Source organism: Streptosporangium fragile (assembly GCF_039534445.1).
In the GTDB taxonomy this organism is placed as follows: Bacteria; Actinomycetota; Actinomycetes; order Streptosporangiales; family Streptosporangiaceae; genus Streptosporangium; species Streptosporangium fragile.
On sequence record NZ_BAAAVI010000064.1, the window covers coordinates 22,293 to 44,079 of the forward strand.

A 21,787-nucleotide genomic window follows, 5' to 3' on the forward strand; every position below is an offset into this window, starting at 1 on the left:
ATGGCCGGTATGGATGGGCCGATCGACGAGGCCCTGCTCCGGCTGGGCCGGCACCTGCGTCCGGGCTCGGTCTCCGGGGACCTGCGGACGCTGCACCGGATCGGCGGACGCCAGGGGGACGCCTTCTACCGGGACCGGTGGAGCCACGACAAGGTGGTGCGCTCCACCCACGGGGTGAACTGCACCGGGTCGTGCTCGTGGAAGGTCTACGTCAAGGACGGGATCATCACCTGGGAGTCCCAGCAGACCGACTACCCCAGCGTCGGGCCCGACCGGCCCGAGTACGAGCCGCGCGGCTGCCCCCGGGGCGCGGCCTTCTCCTGGTACACCTACTCCCCCACCCGGGTCCGCTTCCCCTACGCGCGCGGCGTGCTGGTGGAGATGTACCGGGAGGCCAGGGCGCGGCTGGGCGACCCGGTGGCGGCGTGGGCCGACGTCACCTCCGACCCGGTGCGGCGCCGGCGCTACCAGTCGGCCCGCGGCAAGGGCGGGCTGGTCCGGATCACCTGGGACGAGGCGACGGAGATGATCGCCGCCGCCCACGTCCACACCATCAAGACCTACGGCCCGGACCGGGTCGCCGGGTTCTCCCCGATCCCGGCCATGTCGATGGTCTCGCACGCCTCGGGCGCCAGGTTCGTCTCGCTCGTCGGCGGCACCATGCTGTCGTTCTACGACTGGTACGCCGACCTGCCGGTGGCCTCCCCGCAGGTGTTCGGCGACCAGACCGACGTGCCGGAGTCGGCCGACTGGTGGGACGCGGCCTACCTGATGCTGTGGGGCTCCAACGTGCCGGTCACCCGCACGCCGGACGCCCACTACATGGCGGAGGCCCGCTACCGCGGGCAGAAGGTCGTCGTGGTCTCCCCCGACTACAGCGACGCGACCAAGTTCGCCGACGAGTGGCTCGCCCCGCATCCGGGCACCGACGGCGCGCTGGCCATGGCGATGGGGCATGTGATCCTCCGGGAGTTCTTCGTCGACCGGCAGGTGCCGTACTTCACCGACTACGTCAAGCGCCACAGCGATCTGCCGTTCCTGGTGACCCTCGCCGAGCGCGACGGCGGTCACGTGCCCGCCACGTTCCTGTCGGCCGCCGACCTCGGGGAGGACGGGGCGGAGGCGGCGTTCAAGACGGTGCTGATCGACCGGGAGACCGGCGAGCCCACGGTGCCCAACGGCTCGCTCGGTTTCAGGTACTCCACCGCGGGCGAGGGGCGGTGGAACCTGGACCTGGGCCGGATCGATCCGCTCCTCACGCTCGACGGCTCCGACGGGGCGGAGACCGTGACGGTCCTGCTCCCCCGGTTCGACCGGCCGGAGGGCGACGGGGTGCTGCGGCGCGGCGTGCCCGCCCGGCGGATCGGGGGCCGCCTCGTCACGACGGTCTTCGACCTCGTCCTGGCCCAGTACGGCGTCGCCCGTCCCGGACTCCCCGGGCGGTGGCCGGGCTCCTACGAGGACGTGTCCGAGCCGTACACCCCGGCCTGGCAGGAGGCGGTCACCGGTGTGCCGGCGGCGAGAGCGGCGAAGATCGCCCGCGAGTTCGCCCGGACGGCCGAGGAGTCCGGCGGCCGATCCATGATCATCATGGGTGCGGGGACCAACCACTGGTTCCACTCCGACACGATCTACCGCTCGTTCCTGGCGCTCACCACGCTGACCGGCTGTCAGGGCGTCAACGGCGGCGGCTGGGCGCACTACGTCGGGCAGGAGAAGTGCCGGCCGGTCACCGGCTGGGCGCAGCTGGCGTTCGGGCTGGACTGGTCGCGCCCGCCCCGGCAGATGATCGGCACCGCCTACTGGTACCTGCACACCGACCAGTGGCGCTACGACACCTACACCGCCGACACGGTCTCCTCACCGCTCGCCGGCGGCGCGTTCACCGGGAAGGCCACCGCGGACCTGCTGTCGCAGTCGGCCCGGCTGGGCTGGATGCCGTCCTATCCGACGTTCGACCGCAACCCCCTCGACCTGGCCGAGGAGGCCGCCGCGGCGGGCCGGGAGGTGGGGCCGTACATCGCCGGGCAGGTCCACGCGGGGAGGCTCGGCTTCGCCTGCGAGGACCCCGACGCCCCGGGCAACTGGCCGCGGGTCCTGACGGTGTGGCGGGCCAACCTGCTGGGCTCCTCCGCCAAGGGCAACGAGTACTTCCTGCGTCACCTGCTCGGGACCGACTCCTCGGTACGGGCCGAGGAGGCCACCCCGGGGCAGCGGCCGGACGACGTCCGCTGGCACGAGGAGGCGCCGCGGGGCAAGCTCGACCTGCTGCTCTCCCTCGACTTCCGCATGACGTCCACGACGTTGTTCTCCGACATCGTGCTCCCGGCCGCGACCTGGTACGAGAAACACGACCTGTCCTCCACCGACATGCACCCGTTCGTCCACGCCTTCTCCCCGGCGATCGACCCACCCTGGCAGACCCGCACCGACTTCGCCGCCTTCCAGGCGATCGCCCGGTCGTTCAGCGCGCTGGCCCGCACGCATCTGGGGGTGCGCAGGGACGTGGTCGCGGTGCCGCTGCTGCACGACACGCCCGACGAGCTGGCCACCCCGCACGGCCGGGTGCGTGACTGGCGGCGGACCGGTGAGGAGCCCGTCCCCGGCCGGGACTTCCCGAAGATCGTGACGGTCGAGCGGGACTACGGCGCCGTCGCGGAGAAGATGGCCGCGCTCGGCCCGCTCCTGGACCGGCTCGGCGCCACGACCAAGGGCATCACGTACGAGGTCGCGGGCGAGATCGACCGGCTGCGCCACCTGAACGGCGCCGTCCGCGGCGGCGTGGCCGACGGCCGGCCGTCCCTGGCCCGCGACACCGACATGTGCGAGGCCATCCTCGCGCTGTCGGGCACGACCAACGGCCACCTGGCCGCCCAGGGGTTCGCCACGCTGGCCCGCCGGACCGGCACCGGCTTCGACGGCCTGGCCGACGAGCACAAGAAGATCACCTTCGCCGACACCCAGGCCCGCCCCGTACCGGTGATCACGTCGCCGGAGTGGTCGGGCAGCGAGACCGGCGGGCGGCGGTACTCGGCCTTCACCGTCAACGTCGAGCACCGCAAACCCTGGCACACCCTCACCGGCCGCCAGCACTTCTTCCTGGACCACGACTGGATGCACGAGGCGGGCGAGGCACTGCCGATCTACCGGCCGCCGCTGAACATGACGGCTCTCTTCGGCGAGCCGGGCATCGGGGAGGGCGGCGAGCAGGGCGTCACCGTGCGCTATCTCACCCCGCACTCCAAGTGGTCCATCCACTCCGAGTACCAGGACAACCTGCTGATGCTGACCCTGTCCCGGGGCGGCCCGACCATCTGGATGAGCCCCGCCGACGCGGCGAGGGCCGGGATCCGCGACAACGACTGGGTCGAGGCGCTCAACCGCAACGGCGTCGTGGTGGCGCGCGCGGTCGTCTCGCACCGCATGCCCACCGGAACCGTGTACATGTACCACGCCCAGGAGCGGGTCGTGGACGTGCCGAAGAGCGAGACCTCCGGCCGGCGCGGCGGCATCCACAACTCCCTGACCCGGCTGATGATCAAACCCACCCATCTCATCGGCGGTTACGCCCAGCTGTCGTTCGCCTTCAACTACCTCGGTCCCACCGGCAACCAGCGCGACGAGGTCACCGTGGTCCGCCGCCGATCCCAGGAGGTCGACTACTGATGAGTGAGATCGTCCGCGAGACGAACGAGAGCTTCGCGACAGGTGAGGACCACGAGACGAGTGAGAAGGTGAGCGAGCAGTGACCCGCGTCATGGCCCAGCTCGCCATGGTGATGAACCTCGACAAGTGCATCGGATGCCATACCTGCTCGGTCACGTGCAAGCAGGCGTGGACCAACCGGCCGGGCACCGAGTACGTCTGGTTCAACAACGTCGAGACCCGGCCCGGACAGGGTTATCCCCGCACCTACCAGGACCAGGAGCGGTGGAAGGGCGGCTGGGAGCTGAACCGGCGGGGCCGGCTCCGGCTGAAGGCCGGGGGGCGGCTGAAGAAGCTGCTGTCGATCTTCGCCAACCCGCTGATGCCGTCGATCCAGGACTACTACGAGCCCTGGACCTACGACTACGACCGGCTCTTCTCCGCCCCGGCGCAGGACGACACCCCGGTCGCCCGGCCCAAGTCGCTCATCACCGGCGAGGACACCAAGATCAGCTGGAGTGCCAACTGGGACGACAACCTGGCCGGCGGGCCGGAGCTCGCCCCCGCCGACCCGGTCCTCGCGAAGGTGTCGGACCAGGTGAAGCTGGAGTTCGAGCGGGCCTTCATGTTCTACCTGCCGCGCATCTGCGAGCACTGCCTCAACCCCTCGTGCGTCGCCTCCTGCCCGTCCGGGGCGATGTACAAGCGCTCCGAGGACGGCATCGTCCTGGTCGACCAGGACCGCTGCCGGGGCTGGCGGATGTGCGTCACCGGCTGCCCGTACAAGAAGGTGTACTTCAACCACCGGACCGGTAAGGCCGAGAAGTGCACCTTCTGCTACCCGCGGGTCGAGGTGGGCATCCCCACCGTCTGCTCGGAGACCTGCGTGGGCCGGCTGCGCTACATCGGGCTGGTCCTCTACGACGCCGACCGGGTGCTGGAGGCCGCCTCCGTACCCGACGAGAAGGCCCTGTACGAGGCGCAGAAGAGCGTGCTGCTCGACCCGCGCGATCCCGAGGTGATCGCCGCGGCCCGAGCCGGCGGCATTCCCGAGGACTGGCTGGAGGCCGCCCGGCGCTCCCCCGTCCACAAGCTGATCTTCGAGTACGGCGTCGCCCTGCCGTTGCACCCGGAGTACCGCACCATGCCGATGGTCTGGTACATCCCGCCGCTCTCGCCCGTGGTCGACGTGCTCGCCGGGACCGGGCACGACGGCGAGGACGCCGGCAACCTGTTCGGCGCGATCGACGCCCTGCGCATCCCGATCGGTTACCTGGCCGAGCTGTTCAGCGCGGGCGACCCCGAGCCGGTCCGGGGCGTCCTGCGGCGGCTCGCCGCCATGAGGTCCTACATGCGCCGCGTCAACCTCGGGCAGGACCGGGACGAGTCGATCGCGGCGGCGGTCGGCATGACCGGCGGCCAGGTCGAGGAGATGTACCGGCTGCTGGCCATCGCCGCCTACGGGGAGCGCTACGTCATCCCCAAGGCCCACGCCGAGCAGGGCGCGCGCCTGGAGGAGCTGGGCGGCGGCTGCAGCCTCGACTACGAGGGCGGTCCCGGCATGGGCGGGCCGTTCGGCGAAGCCTCGGGGCTGCCCGCCCCGGTCGCGGTGGAGACCTTCCACGCGCTGAAGGACCGGCAGACCACCGGGGCCCTGGTCGATCCCGAGGACCGCCGGGGCCGGATCAACCTTCTCAACTGGGACGGCAAAGGCATGCCGGAGGGTCTCTTCCCGAAAAGGAACGGTGACAAGGAATCATGACGGCTCTCAGCGACAGTGAGGTGCGGACCGCCCACCTGGTGGCGTCGGTGCTGCTCGGCTACCCCGACGGGCGGCTGCACGAGGCGCGTCCCCTGCTGATGAAGTCGGTGGCCGTGCTCCCCGCCGGGGAGGTCCGGGCCAGGCTGGCGGCCTTCCTCGTCCACGTGGCCGCCACCGGGCGCGGTGACCTGGAGGCCCACTACGTGGCGACGTTCGACCTCAAACGGCGCTGCTGCCCCTACCTGACCTACTACACGTACGGCGACACCCGTAAGCGCGGCGCGGCCCTGCTCCGGTTCAAGCACGCCTTCAGCGCCGCGGGGTTCGAGCTCACCAGCGAGGAACTGCCCGACCACCTGGCCGTGGTGTGCGAGCTGTCGGCCCGCGGGGCCGTCGGGCCCGCCACCCGGCTGCTGCGCGAGCACCGCGCGGGCCTGGAGCTGCTGCGGCGGTCTCTGGAGGCGGAGAGGTCCCCGTACGCCGAGGTCGTGGCCGCGGTCGAGGCCACCCTGCCGCCGGCCGGCCCGCGCGAACGGGCGGCCGCGCTGCGCCTGGCGGCCGAGGGGCCGCCGGCCGAGCAGGTCGGGCTGGAGCCCTTCGGCGTGACGGGGGAACACCGGTGAACGCTCTCGATGTCACGCTGTGGGTGGTGGCGCCCTATCTGGCCCTCGCCGTGTTCGTGCTCGGCCACATATGGCGGTACCGCTACGACAAGTTCGGCTGGACCACCCGGTCGTCGCAGATGTACGAGTCGCGGCTGCTGCGCATCGGCAGCCCGCTGTTCCACTTCGGCATCCTGGTCGTCCTCCTCGGCCACATCGGCGGGCTGGTGATCCCCAAGAGCTGGACCGAGGCGGCCGGGGTGAGCGAGGAGGCCTACCACGTCACGGCCGTCGTGCTGGGCACCGTCGCGGGCGTGGCCACCCTGGGCGGCCTGGCGATCCTGATCTACCGCCGCCGCACCGTCGGGCCGGTGTTCACCGCCACCACCCGCAACGACAAGCTCATGTACGCCGTCCTCACGCTGGTCATCGTGCTGGGCCTGGCCGCCACCGTCGCGGCCAACGTCGTCGGCGGCGGCTACGACTACCGCACCACCATCTCCCCCTGGTTCCGCTCGATCTTCCTGCTCCGGCCCGAGGGCGAGCTGATGGCCGGCGCCCCGCCGCTCTTCCAGTTGCACGCGCTCAGCGCGCTGCTGCTCTTCGCCATCTGGCCCTTCACCCGGCTGGTGCACATGCTCACCGCGCCGATCGGGTACCTCACCCGGCCCTACATCGTCTACCGCAGCCGCGACGACCGGTCCGGTCTGCGGGCCCCGCGGCGCGGGTGGGAGACGACGCGCTGAGTCTCCCGGCCGGGAGGTGGGCGCCGGTCACCGGGCCGGCGGACGCGCTCCCGGCCGGGTGACCGCCCGGCCGCGGCGGACCGGCATGATCGGCTTGCGTTACGGTTTCCGTGACGGGCCACCCCGGGGAGGTGCCTTCGCCGGCGGCGGACCCGCGCGGCCGGGACGGAGGACGCCTCGCCTCCCGGGCGCGAGGAAGAAAAACGATCATGGCCAAGCTGCGCGTGAACCGCCTCTCCCGCCGGTTGCTGCCCGGGGCCGCCCTCCTGGCCGGGTACGACCGCGTCCGGCTGCGCGGGGATCTGCTCGCCGGGATCACGGTGGCGGCCTACCTGGTTCCCCAGGTCATGGCGTACGCCACCGTGGCCGGGCTGCCGCCCGTGGCCGGGCTGTGGGCGGCCCTGGCCCCGCTGGCGCTGTACGCGCTGTTCGGGTCGTCCCGGCAGCTGTCGGCCGGCCCCGAGTCCACGACCGCGCTCATGACGGCCGTCGCCGTGGGACCGCTCGCCGCCGGCGACCCGGGCCGGTACGCGTCGCTCGCGGCCACCCTGGCGGTCCTCGTCGGCCTGCTCTGCCTGGCGTGCTGGGTGCTGCGGCTCGGGTTCGTCGCCGACCTGCTGTCCAGGCCGATCCTGGTGGGCTACATGACCGGGGTGGCGCTGATCATGATCGTGAGTCAGCTGGGCAAGCTCACCGGGGTCCCGGTGCGCGGGGAGAGCTTCTTCGCGCAGCTGGCCTCCTTCGTGGACGGCCTGCCCCGCGTCCACGTCCCCACGGTGCTGCTGGCCGGGGTGATGCTCGCGTTCCTGTTCGCCGCGCAGTGGCGCTTCCCCCGGGCCCCCGCCCCGCTGCTCGCCGTGCTCCTGGCGACCGCCGGCGTCGCGGCGTTCGGGCTGGAGCGGTACGGCGTCCGGGTGGTCGGCACGATCCCGTCGGGATTTCCCGCACCGTCACCGCCGGCCACCGGCGACCTGTTGACCCTGCTGCTGCCCGCCGTCGGCCTGCTGCTGGTGGGTTACACCGACAACATCCTCACCGCCCGTTCCTTCGCCTCCCGGCACGGCTACGAGATCGACGCCGACCAGGAGCTGCTCGCCCTGGGCGCGGCCAACATCGGCACGGGCCTCCTGCACGGCTTCCCGGTCAGCAGCAGCGGGAGCCGCACCGCCCTGGGCGACGCCGCCGGCGGCCGGACCCAGCTGTTCTCCCTCGTCGCGCTGGCGTCGGTGGTCGCGGTCCTGCTCGTCGCGGGGCCGCTGCTGGCGACCTTCCCCTCCGCCGCGCTCGGTGCCATCGTGGTCTACGCCGCCCTGCGGCTGATCGACGTCGCCGGGTTCCGGCGCCTGGCGGCGTTCCGGCGCAGCGAACTCGTGCTCGCGCTCTGCGCGCTCGCCGGCGTGCTCGTCTTCGACATCCTGTACGGCGTGCTGGCCGCGGTCGCCCTGTCGGTCGCCGAGATGCTCTCCCGCATAGCCCGGCCGCACGACGCGATCCTCGGCATCGTCCCTGGGCTGGCCGGCATGCACGACGTCGACGACTACCCCGAGGCCCGCACGCTGCCGGGGCTGGTCGTCTACCGCTACGACTCGCCGCTGTTCTTCGCCAACGCCGAGGACTTCCGGCGCCGCGCGCTGGCCGCGGTCGACCAGCACGACGGCCCCGTCGCCTGGTTCGTGCTCAACGTCGAGTCCAACGTCGAGGTCGACATCACCGCCCTGGACGCCGTCGAGTCCCTCCGCCGCGAACTGGGGCGCCGGGGTGTCGTCTTCGCCCTGGCCCGGGTCAAGCAGGACCTGCTCACCGCCCTGGACGCCTTCGGGCTGACCGCGGACGTCGGCCCCGACCGCATCTTCCCGACCCTGCCCACCGCGGTCGTCGCCTACGAGCGGTGGCGGCGGTCCGCGGAGGCCGGGGACGCCCCGCCCTGACCACCGGCCGTCCGGCCTTCCCTCGCCTCGTGGGACCTTCGCCCCTACCCGGCAGGAGGGGGGACGGGGAGCATGGAGACCCCGGACGGAGAAGACGGCACACGGCCTCCCGCGGTCTCGGACCCGGCCGCCGCGAGCGGAGCGGCGGCGCGGCGGAGGCGGATTCGAGGTGGTGACCATGGCAGCACCCGTCGTCGTCGGTGTCGACGGCTCGGCGTCCTCGTTCCAGGCCGTGGCCTGGGCCGCGGAGGAGGCGGCGCTGCGGGGTGCGCCGCTGCGCGTCGTGCACGCCGCCCTCCGCTGGGCCTACGACGTTCCTCTCGTGCCACAGCCCGCTCACTGGGGGGCGGACGCGGAGGCCTCCGTACGGGAACTGCTCCGCCAGGCCACCGAGCGGGCGCACGCCGCCGCCCCGGGCCTGGAAGTGACCACCGAGGTCGTCGACGGCGCCGCCGCCGGGGCGCTCGCCGCCGCGGCCGGGACCGCGCAGCTGGCCGTCGTCGGCAGCCGGGGGCGGGGCGGGTTCACCGGGCTGCTGCTCGGCTCGGTCGGCCGTGATCTCGCCGCCGAGGCTCCCTGCCCGGTGGTGGTCGTACGGCACCCGCCCGCCCGCGACGGCGCGGAGATCGTCGCCGGGGTCACCGGACGCCCGGACCAGGAGCCCGTCCTGCGGTTCGCCTTCGAGGAGGCCGCCCTGCGCGGGCTCCCGCTCCGGGCTCTGCACGCGTGGACCCACCCGGCCACCAGGGCGCCCGGTGACATGCAGCCGCTCGTCTACGACGTCGAAGGCGTCGGCCAGGAGGAGGCGCGGCTGCTGGCCGAGTCGCTCGGCGGCTGGCGGGAGAAGTTCCCCGACGTGCCCCTCGTCGAGCACGTCGTGCACGAGCATCCCGGCAAGGCGCTCGTCGACGCCTCCGAGACCGCCGAGCTGGTCGTGGTGGGCCCCCGCAGCCGGGGGAAGGTTCTCGGATCGACCGTGTACGCGCTGCTCCACCACGCCCACGCGCCCGTCGCCGTCGTCCGCCACCTCGCCCCGCACGCCCACCGGCCCTGAGCCCCGGGGCCTTCCCACCGTCCGGGAAGGGACCTGCCGGGCTCGTCCGGTCAGGCACCGGCTCAGGCACCGTCCGCGACGGGGACGATGACGAGGGGGCAGTCGACCCGCCGGAGCAGTGAGCAGCTCACCGAGCCCAGGAACAGCCCGGCGACGGCACCGCGCCCGCGCGACCCCACCACCAGCAGGCCCGCACCGGCGGAGACCCTCCTGAGCACCTCCACCGGGTGCCCCCGCTCGACGTGCTCCACGATCTTGACACCGGGGTGGCGCTCACTCCGGCCCGCGACCGCCTCCGCCGGCAGGGCCCGTTCCGCGCCGGTTCTCCCGGACGACGCGGCCCGCCCGGCGCCGGCGGCGGGCCGGTCCCAGGCGTGGACGGCGAGCAGATCCGCGCCGCGCAGGTCGGCCTCGGCGAAGGCGAACTCGATCGCGGCGGTCCCGCCCGGTGAGCCGTCGACGCCGACGACCACCTCGTCACGCGGGCACCGGGGCATCTGGTGGACGACGACCACGGGACAGTTGGCCTGGCCGGACACGCCCAGCGCGACCGAGCCGATCAGCAGCTCCTGGAAGCCGCCCAGCCCGCGACTGCCGATCACCAGGAGCTCCGCGTCCTTCGAGGCCCTGATCAGGCCGACCTGGGGGTCGTCGCGGAGCAGCTCGAACTCCGCCTCGGCCCGGGACACCCCGGACGCCCGCCGCCGGGCGTCCGCCAGCACGGACGCGGCGTTCTCGCGCATGCAACGGCCCACGTAGGCGTGGGGGCGGTCCTCGGGCGTCTCGTAGGCCCAGGCCGGCACGACGGTGACGACGCGCACCCCGGTCCCGCGCAGGCCGGCCTCGCGCATCGCCCAGTCCACGGCCTCCAGGCCGGCCCACGAACCGTCGACCCCGACGACGATCATGATGCCCGCCCCGCCGCCGGCTCCGCCCCGGTGCGGACGCCGGAGACGCGCCGGCGGCCGTCCCGGGACGACGTCGCCCGCCGGTGCGGCACGGCCCCGGCGGGCCCGCCGCTCACGGCCGGACCACGGCCACCGGGCAGTGCGCGTGGTGCAGCACGCCGCGGCTGACCGAGCCGAGCAGCGCCGATCCGATCACCCCCATGCCCCGCGAGCCCACGACGACAAGGTCGGCCCGGGTCGAGGCGTCGGTGAGGGCGTCGACGGGGTGCGCGCCGCGGACGTCGTCCACCACCGTCACCTCGGGGAACTTCTCACGCCACGCGCCGAGCCGCTCTCTGACCACCTCGTGCTGGGCGCGGCGGACCTCGTCCATGTCGTAGACGGCCTCGGGCGCGAAGGCGTGCACGGGGAGCTGCCAGGCATGGACGACGCGGAGCACGGCGCCGCGCAGCCTGGCCTGCTCGAAGGCGTAGGCCAGGGCGGGCTCGGAGCGCGGGGAGTCGTCGACGCCGACGACGACCTCACGGCGCACCTCTTCGGCACCGGGCCGGACGACGACCACCGGGCCGTGGGCGTGCCCGGCGACGTGCGTGCTGACCGAGCCGAGCAGAGCTCCGGCGAAGCCGCCCCGGCCCCTGCTGCCGAGCACGATCTCGGCGGCGCCCTCGGCCTGCCCGCGCAGGATCCCGGTGAGGGACCCCTCGATCAGTTCGGTGCTCACGTCGATCGACGGCTGGCGTGCCCGGACGAGGCGCTCGGCCGCCAGCAGTACCTCACGCCCGTACCTGACCAGTGTCCTGGGCCAGTCGGGGGCGGCGAAGCGGGGGGTGTCGTAAGGCCCGTGCTCGACGACGTGCACGATCCGCAGCGGCAGGCGCCGCCGGAAGGCGTCGTCGGCGGCCCATTTCACCGCCCGGTCCGCGTCGGGCGAGCCGTCCGTCCCGACGACGATCGGCAGGGAGCCGTCAGGCGCGTCCGGAGCCGACCGGCCGGTGTCTGTGGGAGACATCTCTTCCTCCTCGTATCCGTCCGTCGGTTCCAAGGGTCCGGAGCGGGCCCCGGGGATCCCAGGGGCGCTGGACCCCCCGCCGCAAGGACTTTCGCCCCGTTTCTCCGCCGGCCTCGCCGGAGGCCCTCCACGCGCACGGCGGGACGACGCACACGGCGGGGAAAGCGCACGGCGGGGAGAGCGCACGGGGCGGGACGGCGCACGGGGCAGGTACGGAAGTCCTCCTCTCTCGGGGCCTTCTTCCCTATGCGCGCGGAACGCCACGAAACAGATTCGAAGAACGGAGCACCGATCGCTCAGGGGGAGGTCCCTTCGATGGAAGCCAAGCAGTGGACCGTGCAGATTCACATCACCGAAGAGGGCGACGCCACCTTCGCCCGGGCCGTGCTGACCACCAGGGACGGCACCCGCCTGACCGGGACCGGCCGCGCGCACCGCAACCCGTCCGACGAGCCGGTGCCCGAGATCGGCGACGAACTCGCCGCCGCCCGCGCGCTGACCGACCTGGCGAACCGGCTGTTCACCGCCGCCTCGCAGGACATCGCCCAGTTCACCGGGCCCACGTCATGGTGAGGGCGTCATGGTGAGGGCCCCTGGCGCGGCGCCACCGGGATCAGCATGACCGGGACGTCCGCGTCGGCCACGATCCTGCGGACGGTCCGCGCCCTCCCCTCCTCGACGCGCTGGGACCATCCCAGAACGATGAGGTCCACGTGCTCCGCGGCCGCCACGTCCACCACCTGCTCTCCCGCGCCGCCGCGGCGCAGCTCCATCCGTACCCCGGGCTGCGCGCAGTGACGGGCCAGGAACTCCTGGGCCCACGCCTGCCGGGCGTGAGCGGCCTGGTCCCAGAAGCGGGGCACGGTCGCCTCGTCGAAGACATGCAGAACCACCAGGTCGACGCCGGTGCGGGCGAACAACCCCGCGGCCCCGGTGACGGCGGCCGCGGCCTCGGGTGAGCCGTCCAGCGGCAGGAGCACCCGGGAGATGGCGGCGTGCGGCGCCACCGCCGTCCGCGGCGGGGCGGGCACCAGGATGACCGGCGTGGCGGAGTGCCGCGCGACGTGCCAGGGGCCCGCGGGAGACACGGCGGCGCCGGCGAGGACCCCGGCGAGCGTGCCCGGCCGTTCGAGCTCGCGGAGCACCGCCGCCGAGGCGTCCCCCGTCTCCGCCCCGGCGGGGAGGTGAACCTCCCGGACGTCCGCCTGCAGGGCCTCCGCCGCCGCCTCGGCCGTACCGGTCACGGCCGCGGCGGTGACCGGTACGGCCGCGTCGTCGACGACGGCCAGCACGTGCCTCATGGGCGCCCCTCTCTCGTCGGCCCATCTCTCGTCGGCCCTTGTCGGCCTCCCTCTCATCGGCTCTGTCGCGGCAGGTGTGCCGGGCCGGTCACGTGCCGCAGGTCCCCGGCGTCCAGCCGGACCCGCAGCGGTCCGTCGGTCCGCACGTCGACCGCCTCACGGGTGATGTCCAGCCGCACCCGGCGCCCCAGGCAGCGGAAGCGCAAGCCCAGGCCCTCCCACGCGGTGGGCAGCCGCGGATCGAGGAGGAGCGTCCCGTCTCTCACCCGCGCCCCCGCGAAACCGGCGAGCAGCGCCTGCCACACACCGCCGAACGTGGCCAGGTGGAGCCCGGCGGCGGTGGTCCCGGTCAGATCCTCGAGGTCGAGGGCCAGCGCGACGCGGAGCAGCTTCAGCGCCTCGTCGGGACGGCCCGCCCGGGCCAGCAGGCAGGCCGTGATCGCCGGCGAGAGCGAGGAGCCGTGCGCGGTGCGGGGGCCGTAGAAGTCGAGGTTGGCCTCCAGCGAACCGGCTCCGGTCTCCTCCGGTACCAGGTGGTGGAGCATGAGGACGTCGGGCTGTTTGATGATCTGTGTGGCGGCGACCCGCTCGCGGCCGAGCAGCAGGTCCGCGGCCACCGGCGGTGCGGCGACCTCGGCCATGGTCAGCGGTTCCCGCCGGAAGTAGCCCGCGAACTGCTCGTACCTGCCCGAGACGGGGTCGTAGCCGTCCACCAGGCGGTCCGCGAGCGCGCGCCACCGGCGCCCCTCCGCGCAGCCGGGGTCGAGAAGCCCGGCCGCCCGTCGCAGGTTCCACCGGGCCATCACGTTGGTGAAGGCGTTGTCCGCCACCGCCTCGTGATACTCGTCCGGCCCGATCACGCCGTCGATATGGGCCCTTCCGCCGTCGTCCACCCGGCAGCGCGACGCCCAGTAGCGGGCGGTCTCGACCAGCAGCGGGCGGGCCGGTCCCGCCAGGAAGGCACGGTCGCCGCTCCAGCGCGCGTAGTGGACCGCCGCCCAGGCGACGTCGGCGGTGATGTGCTCCTCCAGCTGCCCGGTGCGGACGGGGACGGCCTCGCCGCCCAGATGCCCGGAGACGGGGGTGACGTCCTCGCCGGTGGCCGCGGACTCCCAGGGGAAGCGCGCGCCCGCGCGGCCCGACGCGGCGGCGCGCGCCCGCGCCGCCGTCAGGCGGTGCAGCCGGTAGGCGACCATGGCCCTGGCCGCGGCGGGGTCCATGCTCACCACGGCGGGGAGCACGAACACGTCGGCGTCCCAGAAGACGTGCCCGGCGTAGGCGCCGCCGGACAGCCCGCGTGCGCCGACCGCCGCCTCGTCGTACCGGCCGACGTTGTTCCAGAGCTGGAACAACGCGAACCGCACGGCGAGCTGCGCGGCGGGATCGCCGGGGATGCGGATGTCCACGGCCCGCCAGCGCGCGGCCCACGCGGCCCGCTGCTCGGCGAGCAGCCGGTCGAACCCGAGCCGCTCGGCCGCCTCCAGCGCGGCGAGCGCGTCGCGCGGCACCGGCGGCCGGGCGGGACCGGCCGTGTACGCGGCGATCCGTTCCAGGGTCCGCACCCCGCCGTCACGGCCGACGCGCTGCGCCGCCACCGCGGCGATGCCCGCGTGGCCGTCGGTGACGCGTGTCCAGCGGTGACCGCTGAGCCGGCCCGTGGTGGATCGCCCGTCCGCGGGAGGTTGCAGGGGCGGTCCCGCGCGCAGCCGCCCCACCCCGGCCTCGGCGCGCATCGCCACCACGCCGGGGCGGGTGACGCAGGCCAGCCGCACCGTCCGTACGGGAGAATCGTGGCCGCGCTCCTCCCGGGCCAGCACGCCGGTACGCAGGTCGAGCATCCGCAGGTCTTCCCCGGCGGGCGGGCGCAGGGCGAACCCGGTCCACCGGGGGCCCGGCAGCAGACGTTGTCCGGCGCCGCTCCCGGTGTAGACCCCCGAGACGAGCACCATCGGGACCGACTTCGCGACGGGCTCCTCCACCGATCCGCGGGTCGCCAACCCCCCTGAGCCGAGGGTGAGCAGCGCCTCGGCCACCCGGTGCCGTGACGGGTCCGCACCCGTCTCGCGAATCGTCCACGCCGGGTCGTCGTCCACCGCGGGAATCCGGAGGTGCCGCCTGCGCCGCACCTGGTGGTCGAGCACGCGGAGCAGCTCGGCCGGCCCGCCGCCCAGATGGAGCAGGTTCGGCGCGACCCCACCGGGCTCCGGCCCGACCGACACGGCCGTCGCCCGGCCGGCTTCGGGGATCAGCGGGATCTCGCCGTGCGCGACGGCCCCGCCGGGCGGCCCGAAGCGGTCGGCCACGATCAGCACCAGTCCCGCGCCGATCCCGCGCCCGGCCAGATACGCGAAGACCGCCCGCATGGAGCCGGCCCCGTCGACCGGCCCGATCCCGGCGTACCGGCCGTCAGGGGAGAAGTCGTCCCCCGATCCCGCGATCGGCCACCCCGGCCGGGGACCGTCCCCGCGGACCTCGTACAGCTCCGTGCCGCCGCTCGCGCCCAGCCACAGGCGTCCGGGGCCGCGCGGCCGGACGTGCAACCGCCCGTCGACCGCGCCGACGTCCTCGCCGCTCATCACGGCGACGTCGACACCGGCGGCGCAGAGCGCCTCCACGCGGCGGCGGACCGGTACGGCGGAGGCGCCTCGCGGCACCCCGGTGGCATACCAGCCGATCACCACCGCCTCGAACGTGCGATCACGCAGCCGGCCGTCCGGCTCGCCCATCGGTCCTCACCGCCCGGCCGGTCACGGTGCGTACCCGGTCAGCTCGTACTCCGATCCGCCCCGGGAGACGTACCGCACGCCGCTGATCCCGAGGAGCCACAGCAGCCGGTCGGACAGCCCGGTCAGCAGCAGCACGCCCTCCGAGGCGCGGGCGTCCTCAGCGCAATGTTGCAGCGCCCGCAGGCCCGACATGTCGCAGAAGGTGACGCCGGACAGATCGAGCACCGCACGCGGGCCGCTGCGCTCCAGGACGGTGCCGACGAGTTCGCAGAGCGGCTCCGCCGTCGCCAGGTCCAGCTCGCCCCGTACCGAGATCACGGTCATGCCGTCGGGCCGCACCCGCGTGGTCGCGCGGAGCGGTCCCGGAAGCGGGAACGGGTCCCCGTTCCCGCCCGCGGGCCGGCCACTGCACCCGCGCTCGCCCGTCTTCATGAGGACCCCCGTGATGAGAACCACCATCTAATGGAATGGTGACGAGCGCCCGCCCCGTCCCGTAGGGCCGAAGGTCCCAAACATCACCTAAAACGACAAATGGGACAAATATCGTCACCACTCCCGGCGGGAGGCGTGTCCAAGGTCCGGCGCCCGGGGGACGGAAGTCCCTGTGCCACGAACCACACCCGGCGAAGGCTGGAATGCAGAGCGCTCTCCACGGGAGGTGGGCCCGAATGAACCGGCGACACACGTCCATCGCCCTTGACCCCGGCGACGTGCAGGTGGAGGCACACGGCGCGATCGCGGCCGCGGCGGCCGACGACGCCCGCAGGATGGTGGCGGGACTGACCTCGACCGCCCACGAGCCCGTGCTGCACGCCCGGGTGAAGCTCGGCGCCTCGGCCGACCCGGCCGTGGCGCGCCCCTGCACCGCGCAGGCCAACATCGACGTCAACGGGCGGATCGTGCGCGCCCAGGCGTCCGCCGAGTCCATGCACCGGGCGGTCCGCCTGCTCGGCGACCGGCTCCAGATCCGGTTGCGCCGTACCGCGCGTGACTGGGAGAGCCTGCGCGGACGGTACTCCGCGGACGCCGATCATGAGTGGCGGCGTTCCAGCCCTCCCCGCCCTCCCCTGCCCTACTTCCCCCGGCCCGCCGGGGAACGCCGGATCGTCCGGCACAAGGCCTACGAGCTGGCCCGCGCCACCGTCGAGGAGGCGGCCTTCGACCTGGAGCAGCTCGACTACGACTTCCACCTGTTCACCGAGGCGCTGACCGGTCAGGACAGCGTCATCTGCCGCAGCGACGACGGCTACCGGCTGGCACAGCTCGACCCCCAGCCCCACCGGCTGGGCCCGACGTCCGTACCGCTCACGGTCAGCGCCATGCCGGCGCCCGTCCTCGACGCGGCGGAGGCGGCGGAACGGCTTGAGATCACCGGGCTGCCCTTCGTCTTCTTCACCGACGCCGCCACCGGACGGGGCAACGTCGTCTACCACCGCTACGACGGCCACTACGGGCTCATCACGCCCAGCGCCTGACCTTCCTCCCGGCGGGCACCGGTTCCGGGACCGGACCCGCGCCACCCGGGATCTCCACGATCCGAGGAGAAGCGATGATGCAGAACCGGAACGGCACCGTGACGATCGCCTGGCGCGGCGGTGACCGCTTCGACATCCAGATCCGCCGCCACGCCGTCCGCGTCGACCAGCCCAGGGACTTCGGCGGCGGCGACACCGGCCCCGACCCGGTCGAGCTGTTCGTCGGGACCCTCGCGGCCTGCGTCGCCCACCGCGCCGAACGCTATCTCCACCGATGCGAGATGCCCGCCGGCGTCACCGTGACCGCCCACTACGACCTGGACATCCGCCCGGCGCGGGTGGGCCGGATCGAACTGGTCGTCGACGCCCCCGGGGTTCCCGCAGGGTTGCGGGACTCCTTCGCCACAGTCGTCGAGCACAGCGCCGTGCACAACTCCCTGCGGCTGCCACCGGAGATCACCGTGCGGATCCAGGCCGGCGAGGCGGAGCCGCAGCCGACCGGACGTCTCCCCTCTCCGACGTTCACCTCCCGGCGAAGCCGGGAAAAGGACGAAATATCCACTGAATCCACAAAAGGGACAGAATCGCCATGAAAGCAGAGGTCGGGGACCGCTTGATCGTTGAAAGCGCCCACTTGGGAGAACCGCGCCGCATAGGCATCATCACCGCGCTGCACCACGCCGACGGCTCGCCGCCGTACGACGTCCGCTGGCTCGACCAGCAGCACGACGTCATGGTCTTCCCCGGGCCCGACGCCCATATCGAACACCCGCAGGCGACTCCCGGAACGCCCTGACCGGGCCACCGGCACGGAACCGTCAGGCGGTGGCGGCGTCCGGGGGTCCAGCGGCGCGGTCACCGCTTGCTCATCCCGCAGCACCCTGCCGACGGCGTCACCGTCGGCGGTCTCCTGCCCGACCAGGATCGCGTACTCGACCGGGATCCCGGCGAGCCGGTCGAAGGGCGCCGCGGTGGGCGCGCCGGACCGGATCCGGCGCGCCCGGCACGGGCACGGCTCCCGCACCTCCCGCCGCCCGCGGCCGGGCGGCGCTAGTGACCCATCACGGGCCTCGCCCCCGCGGCCCGGACCGGCAGGTGTTCGCGGATGAGCAACCCGCTGGCGGCCAGCACCCACAGGGCCGTCAGCACGCCGGGCAGGTACCCCACCAGCAGGCCGTCGGGTGCCAGTACGCCCTCCCTGATCCCCACCGTGAACGCGGCCAGCACGTTGAGCACGGCGACGAGCAGGGCGAACCAGGCCATCCACCGCGGGAACACACGCGTGCGCATGATCGCCACGGCCGAGGCCCCGAAGGGCACGGCCACCGCGATCCCGGCGATCGTGCCCATCACCGCCAGGACGGTGTACGGACCGGCGGCGATCGCCAGCAGGGCCGGGTTGGCGGTGAAAGCGGTGGCCATTCCGGCCAGCACGGATATCGCCACGAACCCGATCCCCGCGATGAGGACATACCCCGCGAGCACCATCGCGGGCGCGTCACCGGCCTCGTCCGCGCGCCGGAAGGCGGTGGCCAGCGCGACGCCGAACCACAGGAGCAGGACCGTCGAGACGGCGTAGAGCAGCGCCCCCGCCAGGATCTGGGTCCGATACTCCAGCAGGTAACCGGAGATCGTCGTCGCGGGGTCCGCGATCCTCGGCGTGCCCCCCATCACCAGCCGCCCGACGATCGCGAACACCAGCGCGCCGACGCCGGCCAACCCTCCCCAGCGGAACTCGTGGCTTTCCTTCATGTGAATCACCCCTGATTCAACAGTCAGTCACGATATTTGCTGCTTTTAGGGTCTAAAGTCCCTTCTGTTGGCGTAGTAGTCCTGTGCCGGGACCCGATGTCCCACGGATTCCGGCGGGTGAGAGCCGGGCGTGCCCGGTCACCCGTAGGCCGGGCGCGTCATCTCGAAGGGCGAGCCGATCGCGGCGTACGCGTCCGAGGGGGGCGGGCTCTCCACCCGGCCGACCTGTCCCGGCGCCACCACGACCGTCGGGCACGCCGCCCGGGCGAGGCAGGACCGCAGGGTCGCACCCGTGTAGCCCCGGGCGTCGTCCACCGGCCGGCGACATCCCAGGACCAGGAGATCGGCCGTCCCGGAATGGCGGAGCAACGCCCGCTCGGCCCGTTCCCGGCAGATCACCGAACGTACCGGCACCTCCGGACACCCGTCGCGGACCGCCGCGACCGCCGCGGCGACGACGGCCTCGGCGGCCGCCCGCTGCGCGGTCTCCTCCGCGGGCGCCGGCGGGGGCGCGTACGGCGCGCGACATCCCGGCAGCTCGCCCCACGCGTGCAGGACGACCAGCTCCGCGCCTGTGCGGCGGGCCTGCTGCGCGGCCCACCCCAGTGCCGCCCACGCGGCGGCCGAGTCATCGACGCCGACGACGATGCGGAAGTACGGCCCTGGATACGTCATGACAAGCTCCTCGATCCGTCCGATGGGTTCCAACAGCGGGGCTGCGCGGCCACCGGCCCCTGCGCAGGGGACATGGCCGCCAGCTCGGCGGCTATCTCGTCGGCCCAGGCGCGGATCCTCTCGGGGTCGCGGTAGTCGCCCGCGGCGCTCTCGGCGACCCTGGAGGCGATGAATCCCCGGGCGTCCCGGGCCAGGCGCCCGCCGAAGGTCCGGTGCTCCCGCGCGTCCACGGCGGCGCAGGCCCTGACCACGTGCGCGACGGGCGGGAGATCCGCGTCGTCGGCGGACCGGTCCAGCGGGCCGCTGCTGAACAACCAGACCGGCCTGTCGCGCAGCGCCCGGGCGTGGCGGCGGACGAAGCGGCGCGCGTCCCTGTGCCAGCGCCCCGCGTACAACGCCCCGCCGAGGACCACCGCGTCGTAGGGGGTGACGTCCCCGACCGAACCGGCCGCCCTGACCTCGGCGTCGCAACCGTCCCGCCTGAGACGGTCGCCGATCCATCCGGCGATCTCGGCCGTGGAGCCCCGCTCGGACCCGTGGACCACCAGTACGCGCGTCATCCGATCCACCTCCCCTTTTTCCCTCCCTTGGCCTTCGCCTCCAGCCTCGGTCGACGGGCCCCGCGGTGGGCAGGGGCGCAGGGCCCGCCGGAGCGGGACCTTCGGCACCACCGCGACTACGGACACCTCCGGCAGGACCGTCGGACAGGAAATGTCAAGGCACAGTGACGCACCTGTCAGGGACTTTGGTCCCTAGCGAGGGGTGCCTCCGGGCGTGACAGAGTAAAGCTCGTGGAATGGGGCGGGACGGGATGAGCGAGCGAGTACTGCACGAGATTCCCCGAGAGGAGTCGCTCCGCCTGCTCGCCGGCGCGGCGATGGGGCGGGTGGTGTTCACCCTGCACGCGCTCCCGGCGATCCGGCCGGTCAACCACATCGTCGACGACGGGGACATCATCATCCGCACCCACATGGGTGCCGCCATCACCGCGGCGGTCAACGGCCACGAGACGGTGGTCGCGTACGAGGCGGACGTGATCGACCCGGAGGACCACATCGGCTGGAGCGTGGTCGTGGTCGGTCCGGCCCGCGTGGTCCACGACGAGACGGAGATCTCCCGGTACCGGCGGCTGCTGCGCCCGTGGGTGTCCGGGAACATGGACCACGTGATCCGCATCAGGCCCCAGCTCGTCACCGGGTTCCGGCTGGTGACCTTCGGCGAGGCGGCGGAGCCGAAGGACCTCTGACGCGGCACCGGGCGCCCGGGAAGTCTTGCAGCATGTCGAGCCCTGACGGATGCGACACGCTGCCGCGCGACGGAGGGATCGCCCACGTCAGACCCCGGGGTGACGCACGGCACCCGCAGGACCGGGATTCGGTTCCTCGGATGCGGGATCAGTCCCGGGACCGGTTCCGCCTCGGGCCCGGGATCAGTTCTGCCTCGGCCTGCGCCACCGCTGGTCGGCCAGGCGCCAGGCCCTCTCCCACTCGGCCTCGCGGCGCCGGTTCAGCAGGAACCGGACGCCGGCCAGGCAGAGCAGCAGGATCATCCCGCCCCAGACGGCCACTCCGATCACGGTGAGCACGGTGACCATGACCGTCCTCAGGTGGCTCTGCGGGAAGTCCGTGGGCCTGCCGGCGGCGTCGAGCCAGATCTGGGTGCGGGAACCGACCGGCACGATCGCCGGGAGCACCACCTGCCCCGTTCGCGGGGTCCCGTCCGGGGCCGTCCACCGCACCGTGCGCGTCCGGCCCGCGGCGGTGTAGCCGGGGGTCTGCGGCGCGCCCACGACCTCGGCGACGACCGGCCGCCGGTGCGGAGAGCCGGTGATCTCGGCCCGGAGGCCGTCGGCGTACGTCTGCCGCCCGAGCACCGCCACCGGCCACATCCCGACGACGAAGACCAGCACGGTCACCAGCACGGCGACCGTCTCCAGCCGGTCCGAGCGCCTGCGCAGGGGATTGCGATCGAAACGATGCAGGCGCAGGCAGCGTACGAGCCAGGAGTTCGAGGAATTCATCGGGTCACCTCCCACCGGCCGACGCATGCCTCCACGGTCCGGCCTCGCGCCGGCGCGTGCCAGGGCCCTTGGTTCGTCGTGCTCAGAGCCGAAAGTCCATCCCTCTCCGACTCTGTCGGCCGATTCGGCCTCGATCCTCACGACCCGCGCGTCCGGCGTCCGACGACGGCACCCGGCGTCGACC

The 21,787-nt window shown here is 73.5% G+C and carries 20 protein-coding genes; 11 read left to right on the forward strand and 9 right to left on the reverse strand.

All coding sequences use genetic code 11. The annotated features are described in order from the left end of the window. From ABD841_RS31655 to ABD841_RS31680, 6 genes are all read left to right on the forward strand, one after another. On the forward strand, positions 1 to 3,666 hold the full coding sequence (locus ABD841_RS31655) for a nitrate reductase subunit alpha (RefSeq protein WP_344979446.1): 3,666 nt from the start codon (positions 1 to 3) through the stop codon (positions 3,664 to 3,666). 91 nt (positions 3,667 to 3,757) lie between these two features. After that, positions 3,758 to 5,407 (forward strand): nitrate reductase subunit beta, encoded by a 1,650-nt coding sequence (gene narH / locus ABD841_RS31660; protein ID WP_344979502.1) that lies wholly within the window; start codon positions 3,758 to 3,760, stop codon positions 5,405 to 5,407. Next, complete coding sequence (gene narJ / locus ABD841_RS31665) at positions 5,404 to 6,030, forward strand: nitrate reductase molybdenum cofactor assembly chaperone (protein WP_344979448.1); 627 nt, start codon at positions 5,404 to 5,406, stop codon at positions 6,028 to 6,030. The genes narH and narJ overlap by 4 nt, the downstream gene beginning before the upstream one ends. Beyond that, on the forward strand, positions 6,027 to 6,755 hold the full coding sequence (gene narI, locus ABD841_RS31670) for a respiratory nitrate reductase subunit gamma (RefSeq protein ID WP_344979450.1): 729 nt from the start codon (positions 6,027 to 6,029) through the stop codon (positions 6,753 to 6,755). Before narJ ends, narI begins: the two co-directional genes overlap by 4 nt. A 209-nt stretch (positions 6,756 to 6,964) precedes the next feature. After that, a complete protein-coding gene (gene sulP, locus ABD841_RS31675; RefSeq protein ID WP_344979452.1) occupies positions 6,965 to 8,683 on the forward strand; it encodes a sulfate permease in 1,719 nt (572 codons plus the stop codon). A 178-nt stretch (positions 8,684 to 8,861) separates the two neighbouring features. Beyond that, positions 8,862 to 9,737, forward strand: coding sequence for a universal stress protein (locus ABD841_RS31680; protein ID WP_344979454.1), 876 nt, complete (start codon positions 8,862 to 8,864; stop codon positions 9,735 to 9,737). A 62-nt stretch (positions 9,738 to 9,799) separates the two neighbouring features. Here ABD841_RS31680 and ABD841_RS31685 read toward each other — a convergent pair whose 3' ends face one another. Together ABD841_RS31685 and ABD841_RS31690 are read right to left on the reverse strand one after the other, a co-directional pair. Beyond that, on the reverse strand, positions 9,800 to 10,645 hold the full coding sequence (locus ABD841_RS31685) for a universal stress protein (protein ID WP_344979456.1): 846 nt from the start codon (positions 10,643 to 10,645) through the stop codon (positions 9,800 to 9,802). A gap of 112 nt (positions 10,646 to 10,757) precedes the next feature. After that, positions 10,758 to 11,654 carry a universal stress protein gene (locus ABD841_RS31690; protein ID WP_344979458.1) on the reverse strand — a complete coding sequence of 299 codons (897 nt, stop codon included), beginning with the start codon at positions 11,652 to 11,654 and terminating at the stop codon, positions 10,758 to 10,760. 315 nt (positions 11,655 to 11,969) lie between these two features. Here ABD841_RS31690 and ABD841_RS31695 point away from each other — a divergent pair, with 315 nt between their 5' ends. Beyond that, positions 11,970 to 12,227, forward strand: coding sequence for a DUF1876 domain-containing protein (locus tag ABD841_RS31695; protein ID WP_344979460.1), 258 nt, complete (start codon positions 11,970 to 11,972; stop codon positions 12,225 to 12,227). Positions 12,228 to 12,232: 5 nt separating this feature from the next. Here ABD841_RS31695 and ABD841_RS31700 read toward each other — a convergent pair whose 3' ends face one another. The 3 genes from ABD841_RS31700 to ABD841_RS31710 are packed head-to-tail and all read right to left on the reverse strand — an operon-like array spanning position 12,233 to position 16,140. Further along, entirely contained in the window at positions 12,233 to 12,955 is a 723-nt protein-coding gene (locus ABD841_RS31700; RefSeq protein WP_344979462.1) for a universal stress protein, read from the reverse strand. A gap of 53 nt (positions 12,956 to 13,008) precedes the next feature. Continuing rightward, complete coding sequence (locus tag ABD841_RS31705) at positions 13,009 to 15,681, reverse strand: glycosyl hydrolase family 65 domain-containing protein (protein WP_344979464.1); 2,673 nt, start codon at positions 15,679 to 15,681, stop codon at positions 13,009 to 13,011. A gap of 21 nt (positions 15,682 to 15,702) precedes the next feature. Continuing rightward, the gene (locus ABD841_RS31710) at positions 15,703 to 16,140 is read right to left on the reverse strand and encodes an STAS domain-containing protein (RefSeq protein ID WP_344979466.1); all 438 of its coding nucleotides are present in this window, start codon (positions 16,138 to 16,140) and stop codon (positions 15,703 to 15,705) included. Positions 16,141 to 16,349: 209 nt separating this feature from the next. Between ABD841_RS31710 and ABD841_RS31715 the strand changes: the two genes are divergently transcribed. The 3 genes from ABD841_RS31715 to ABD841_RS31725 all read left to right on the forward strand — a co-directional run bounded on the left by ABD841_RS31715 (position 16,350) and on the right by ABD841_RS31725 (position 17,952). Beyond that, positions 16,350 to 17,156: a sigma 54 modulation/S30EA ribosomal C-terminal domain-containing protein gene (locus tag ABD841_RS31715; RefSeq protein ID WP_344979468.1), complete on the forward strand. Its 807-nt coding sequence runs from the start codon at positions 16,350 to 16,352 to the stop codon at positions 17,154 to 17,156. Between the two features lie 74 nt (positions 17,157 to 17,230). Beyond that, positions 17,231 to 17,749, forward strand: a complete 519-nt coding sequence (locus ABD841_RS31720; RefSeq protein ID WP_344979470.1) for an OsmC family protein — start codon at positions 17,231 to 17,233, stop codon at positions 17,747 to 17,749. Then, a complete protein-coding gene (locus ABD841_RS31725; protein ID WP_425582073.1) occupies positions 17,746 to 17,952 on the forward strand; it encodes a DUF1918 domain-containing protein in 207 nt (68 codons plus the stop codon). Before ABD841_RS31720 ends, ABD841_RS31725 begins: the two co-directional genes overlap by 4 nt. A 254-nt stretch (positions 17,953 to 18,206) precedes the next feature. Here ABD841_RS31725 and ABD841_RS31730 read toward each other — a convergent pair whose 3' ends face one another. The 3 genes from ABD841_RS31730 to ABD841_RS31740 form a co-directional block, all read right to left on the reverse strand. After that, entirely contained in the window at positions 18,207 to 18,908 is a 702-nt protein-coding gene (locus ABD841_RS31730) for a hypothetical protein (protein ID WP_344979474.1), read from the reverse strand. A 138-nt stretch (positions 18,909 to 19,046) separates the two neighbouring features. Further along, complete coding sequence (locus ABD841_RS31735) at positions 19,047 to 19,583, reverse strand: universal stress protein (protein WP_344979476.1); 537 nt, start codon at positions 19,581 to 19,583, stop codon at positions 19,047 to 19,049. Further along, complete coding sequence (locus ABD841_RS31740) at positions 19,580 to 20,143, reverse strand: flavodoxin domain-containing protein (protein WP_344979478.1); 564 nt, start codon at positions 20,141 to 20,143, stop codon at positions 19,580 to 19,582. Before ABD841_RS31740 ends, ABD841_RS31735 begins: the two co-directional genes overlap by 4 nt. 251 nt (positions 20,144 to 20,394) lie before the next feature. Here ABD841_RS31740 and ABD841_RS31745 point away from each other — a divergent pair, with 251 nt between their 5' ends. Continuing rightward, the gene (locus ABD841_RS31745) at positions 20,395 to 20,829 is read left to right on the forward strand and encodes a pyridoxamine 5'-phosphate oxidase family protein (protein ID WP_344979480.1); all 435 of its coding nucleotides are present in this window, start codon (positions 20,395 to 20,397) and stop codon (positions 20,827 to 20,829) included. A gap of 183 nt (positions 20,830 to 21,012) precedes the next feature. Here ABD841_RS31745 and ABD841_RS31750 read toward each other — a convergent pair whose 3' ends face one another. Continuing rightward, positions 21,013 to 21,603, reverse strand: coding sequence for an Rv1733c family protein (locus ABD841_RS31750; protein ID WP_344979482.1), 591 nt, complete (start codon positions 21,601 to 21,603; stop codon positions 21,013 to 21,015). Positions 21,604 to 21,787 lie beyond the last annotated feature (184 nt).

Coding starts and splice junctions, on each gene's coding strand:
- ABD841_RS31655 (WP_344979446.1), top strand. CDS start 1: ATGGCCGGTATGGATGGGCCGATCGACGAGGCCCTGCTCCGGCTGGGC.
- narH (WP_344979502.1), top strand. CDS start 3,758: ATGGCCCAGCTCGCCATGGTGATGAACCTCGACAAGTGCATCGGATGC.
- narJ (WP_344979448.1), top strand. CDS start 5,404: ATGACGGCTCTCAGCGACAGTGAGGTGCGGACCGCCCACCTGGTGGCG.
- sulP (WP_344979452.1), top strand. CDS start 6,965: ATGGCCAAGCTGCGCGTGAACCGCCTCTCCCGCCGGTTGCTGCCCGGG.
- ABD841_RS31680 (WP_344979454.1), top strand. CDS start 8,862: ATGGCAGCACCCGTCGTCGTCGGTGTCGACGGCTCGGCGTCCTCGTTC.
- ABD841_RS31685 (WP_344979456.1), bottom strand. CDS start 10,645: ATGATCGTCGTCGGGGTCGACGGTTCGTGGGCCGGCCTGGAGGCCGTG.
- ABD841_RS31690 (WP_344979458.1), bottom strand. CDS start 11,654: ATGTCTCCCACAGACACCGGCCGGTCGGCTCCGGACGCGCCTGACGGC.
- ABD841_RS31695 (WP_344979460.1), top strand. CDS start 11,970: ATGGAAGCCAAGCAGTGGACCGTGCAGATTCACATCACCGAAGAGGGC.
- ABD841_RS31700 (WP_344979462.1), bottom strand. CDS start 12,955: ATGAGGCACGTGCTGGCCGTCGTCGACGACGCGGCCGTACCGGTCACC.
- ABD841_RS31705 (WP_344979464.1), bottom strand. CDS start 15,681: ATGGGCGAGCCGGACGGCCGGCTGCGTGATCGCACGTTCGAGGCGGTG.
- ABD841_RS31710 (WP_344979466.1), bottom strand. CDS start 16,140: ATGGTGGTTCTCATCACGGGGGTCCTCATGAAGACGGGCGAGCGCGGG.
- ABD841_RS31715 (WP_344979468.1), top strand. CDS start 16,350: ATGAACCGGCGACACACGTCCATCGCCCTTGACCCCGGCGACGTGCAG.
- ABD841_RS31720 (WP_344979470.1), top strand. CDS start 17,231: ATGATGCAGAACCGGAACGGCACCGTGACGATCGCCTGGCGCGGCGGT.
- ABD841_RS31725 (WP_425582073.1), top strand. CDS start 17,746: ATGAAAGCAGAGGTCGGGGACCGCTTGATCGTTGAAAGCGCCCACTTG.
- ABD841_RS31730 (WP_344979474.1), bottom strand. CDS start 18,908: ATGAAGGAAAGCCACGAGTTCCGCTGGGGAGGGTTGGCCGGCGTCGGC.
- ABD841_RS31735 (WP_344979476.1), bottom strand. CDS start 19,583: ATGACGTATCCAGGGCCGTACTTCCGCATCGTCGTCGGCGTCGATGAC.
- ABD841_RS31740 (WP_344979478.1), bottom strand. CDS start 20,143: ATGACGCGCGTACTGGTGGTCCACGGGTCCGAGCGGGGCTCCACGGCC.
- ABD841_RS31745 (WP_344979480.1), top strand. CDS start 20,395: ATGAGCGAGCGAGTACTGCACGAGATTCCCCGAGAGGAGTCGCTCCGC.
- ABD841_RS31750 (WP_344979482.1), bottom strand. CDS start 21,603: ATGAATTCCTCGAACTCCTGGCTCGTACGCTGCCTGCGCCTGCATCGT.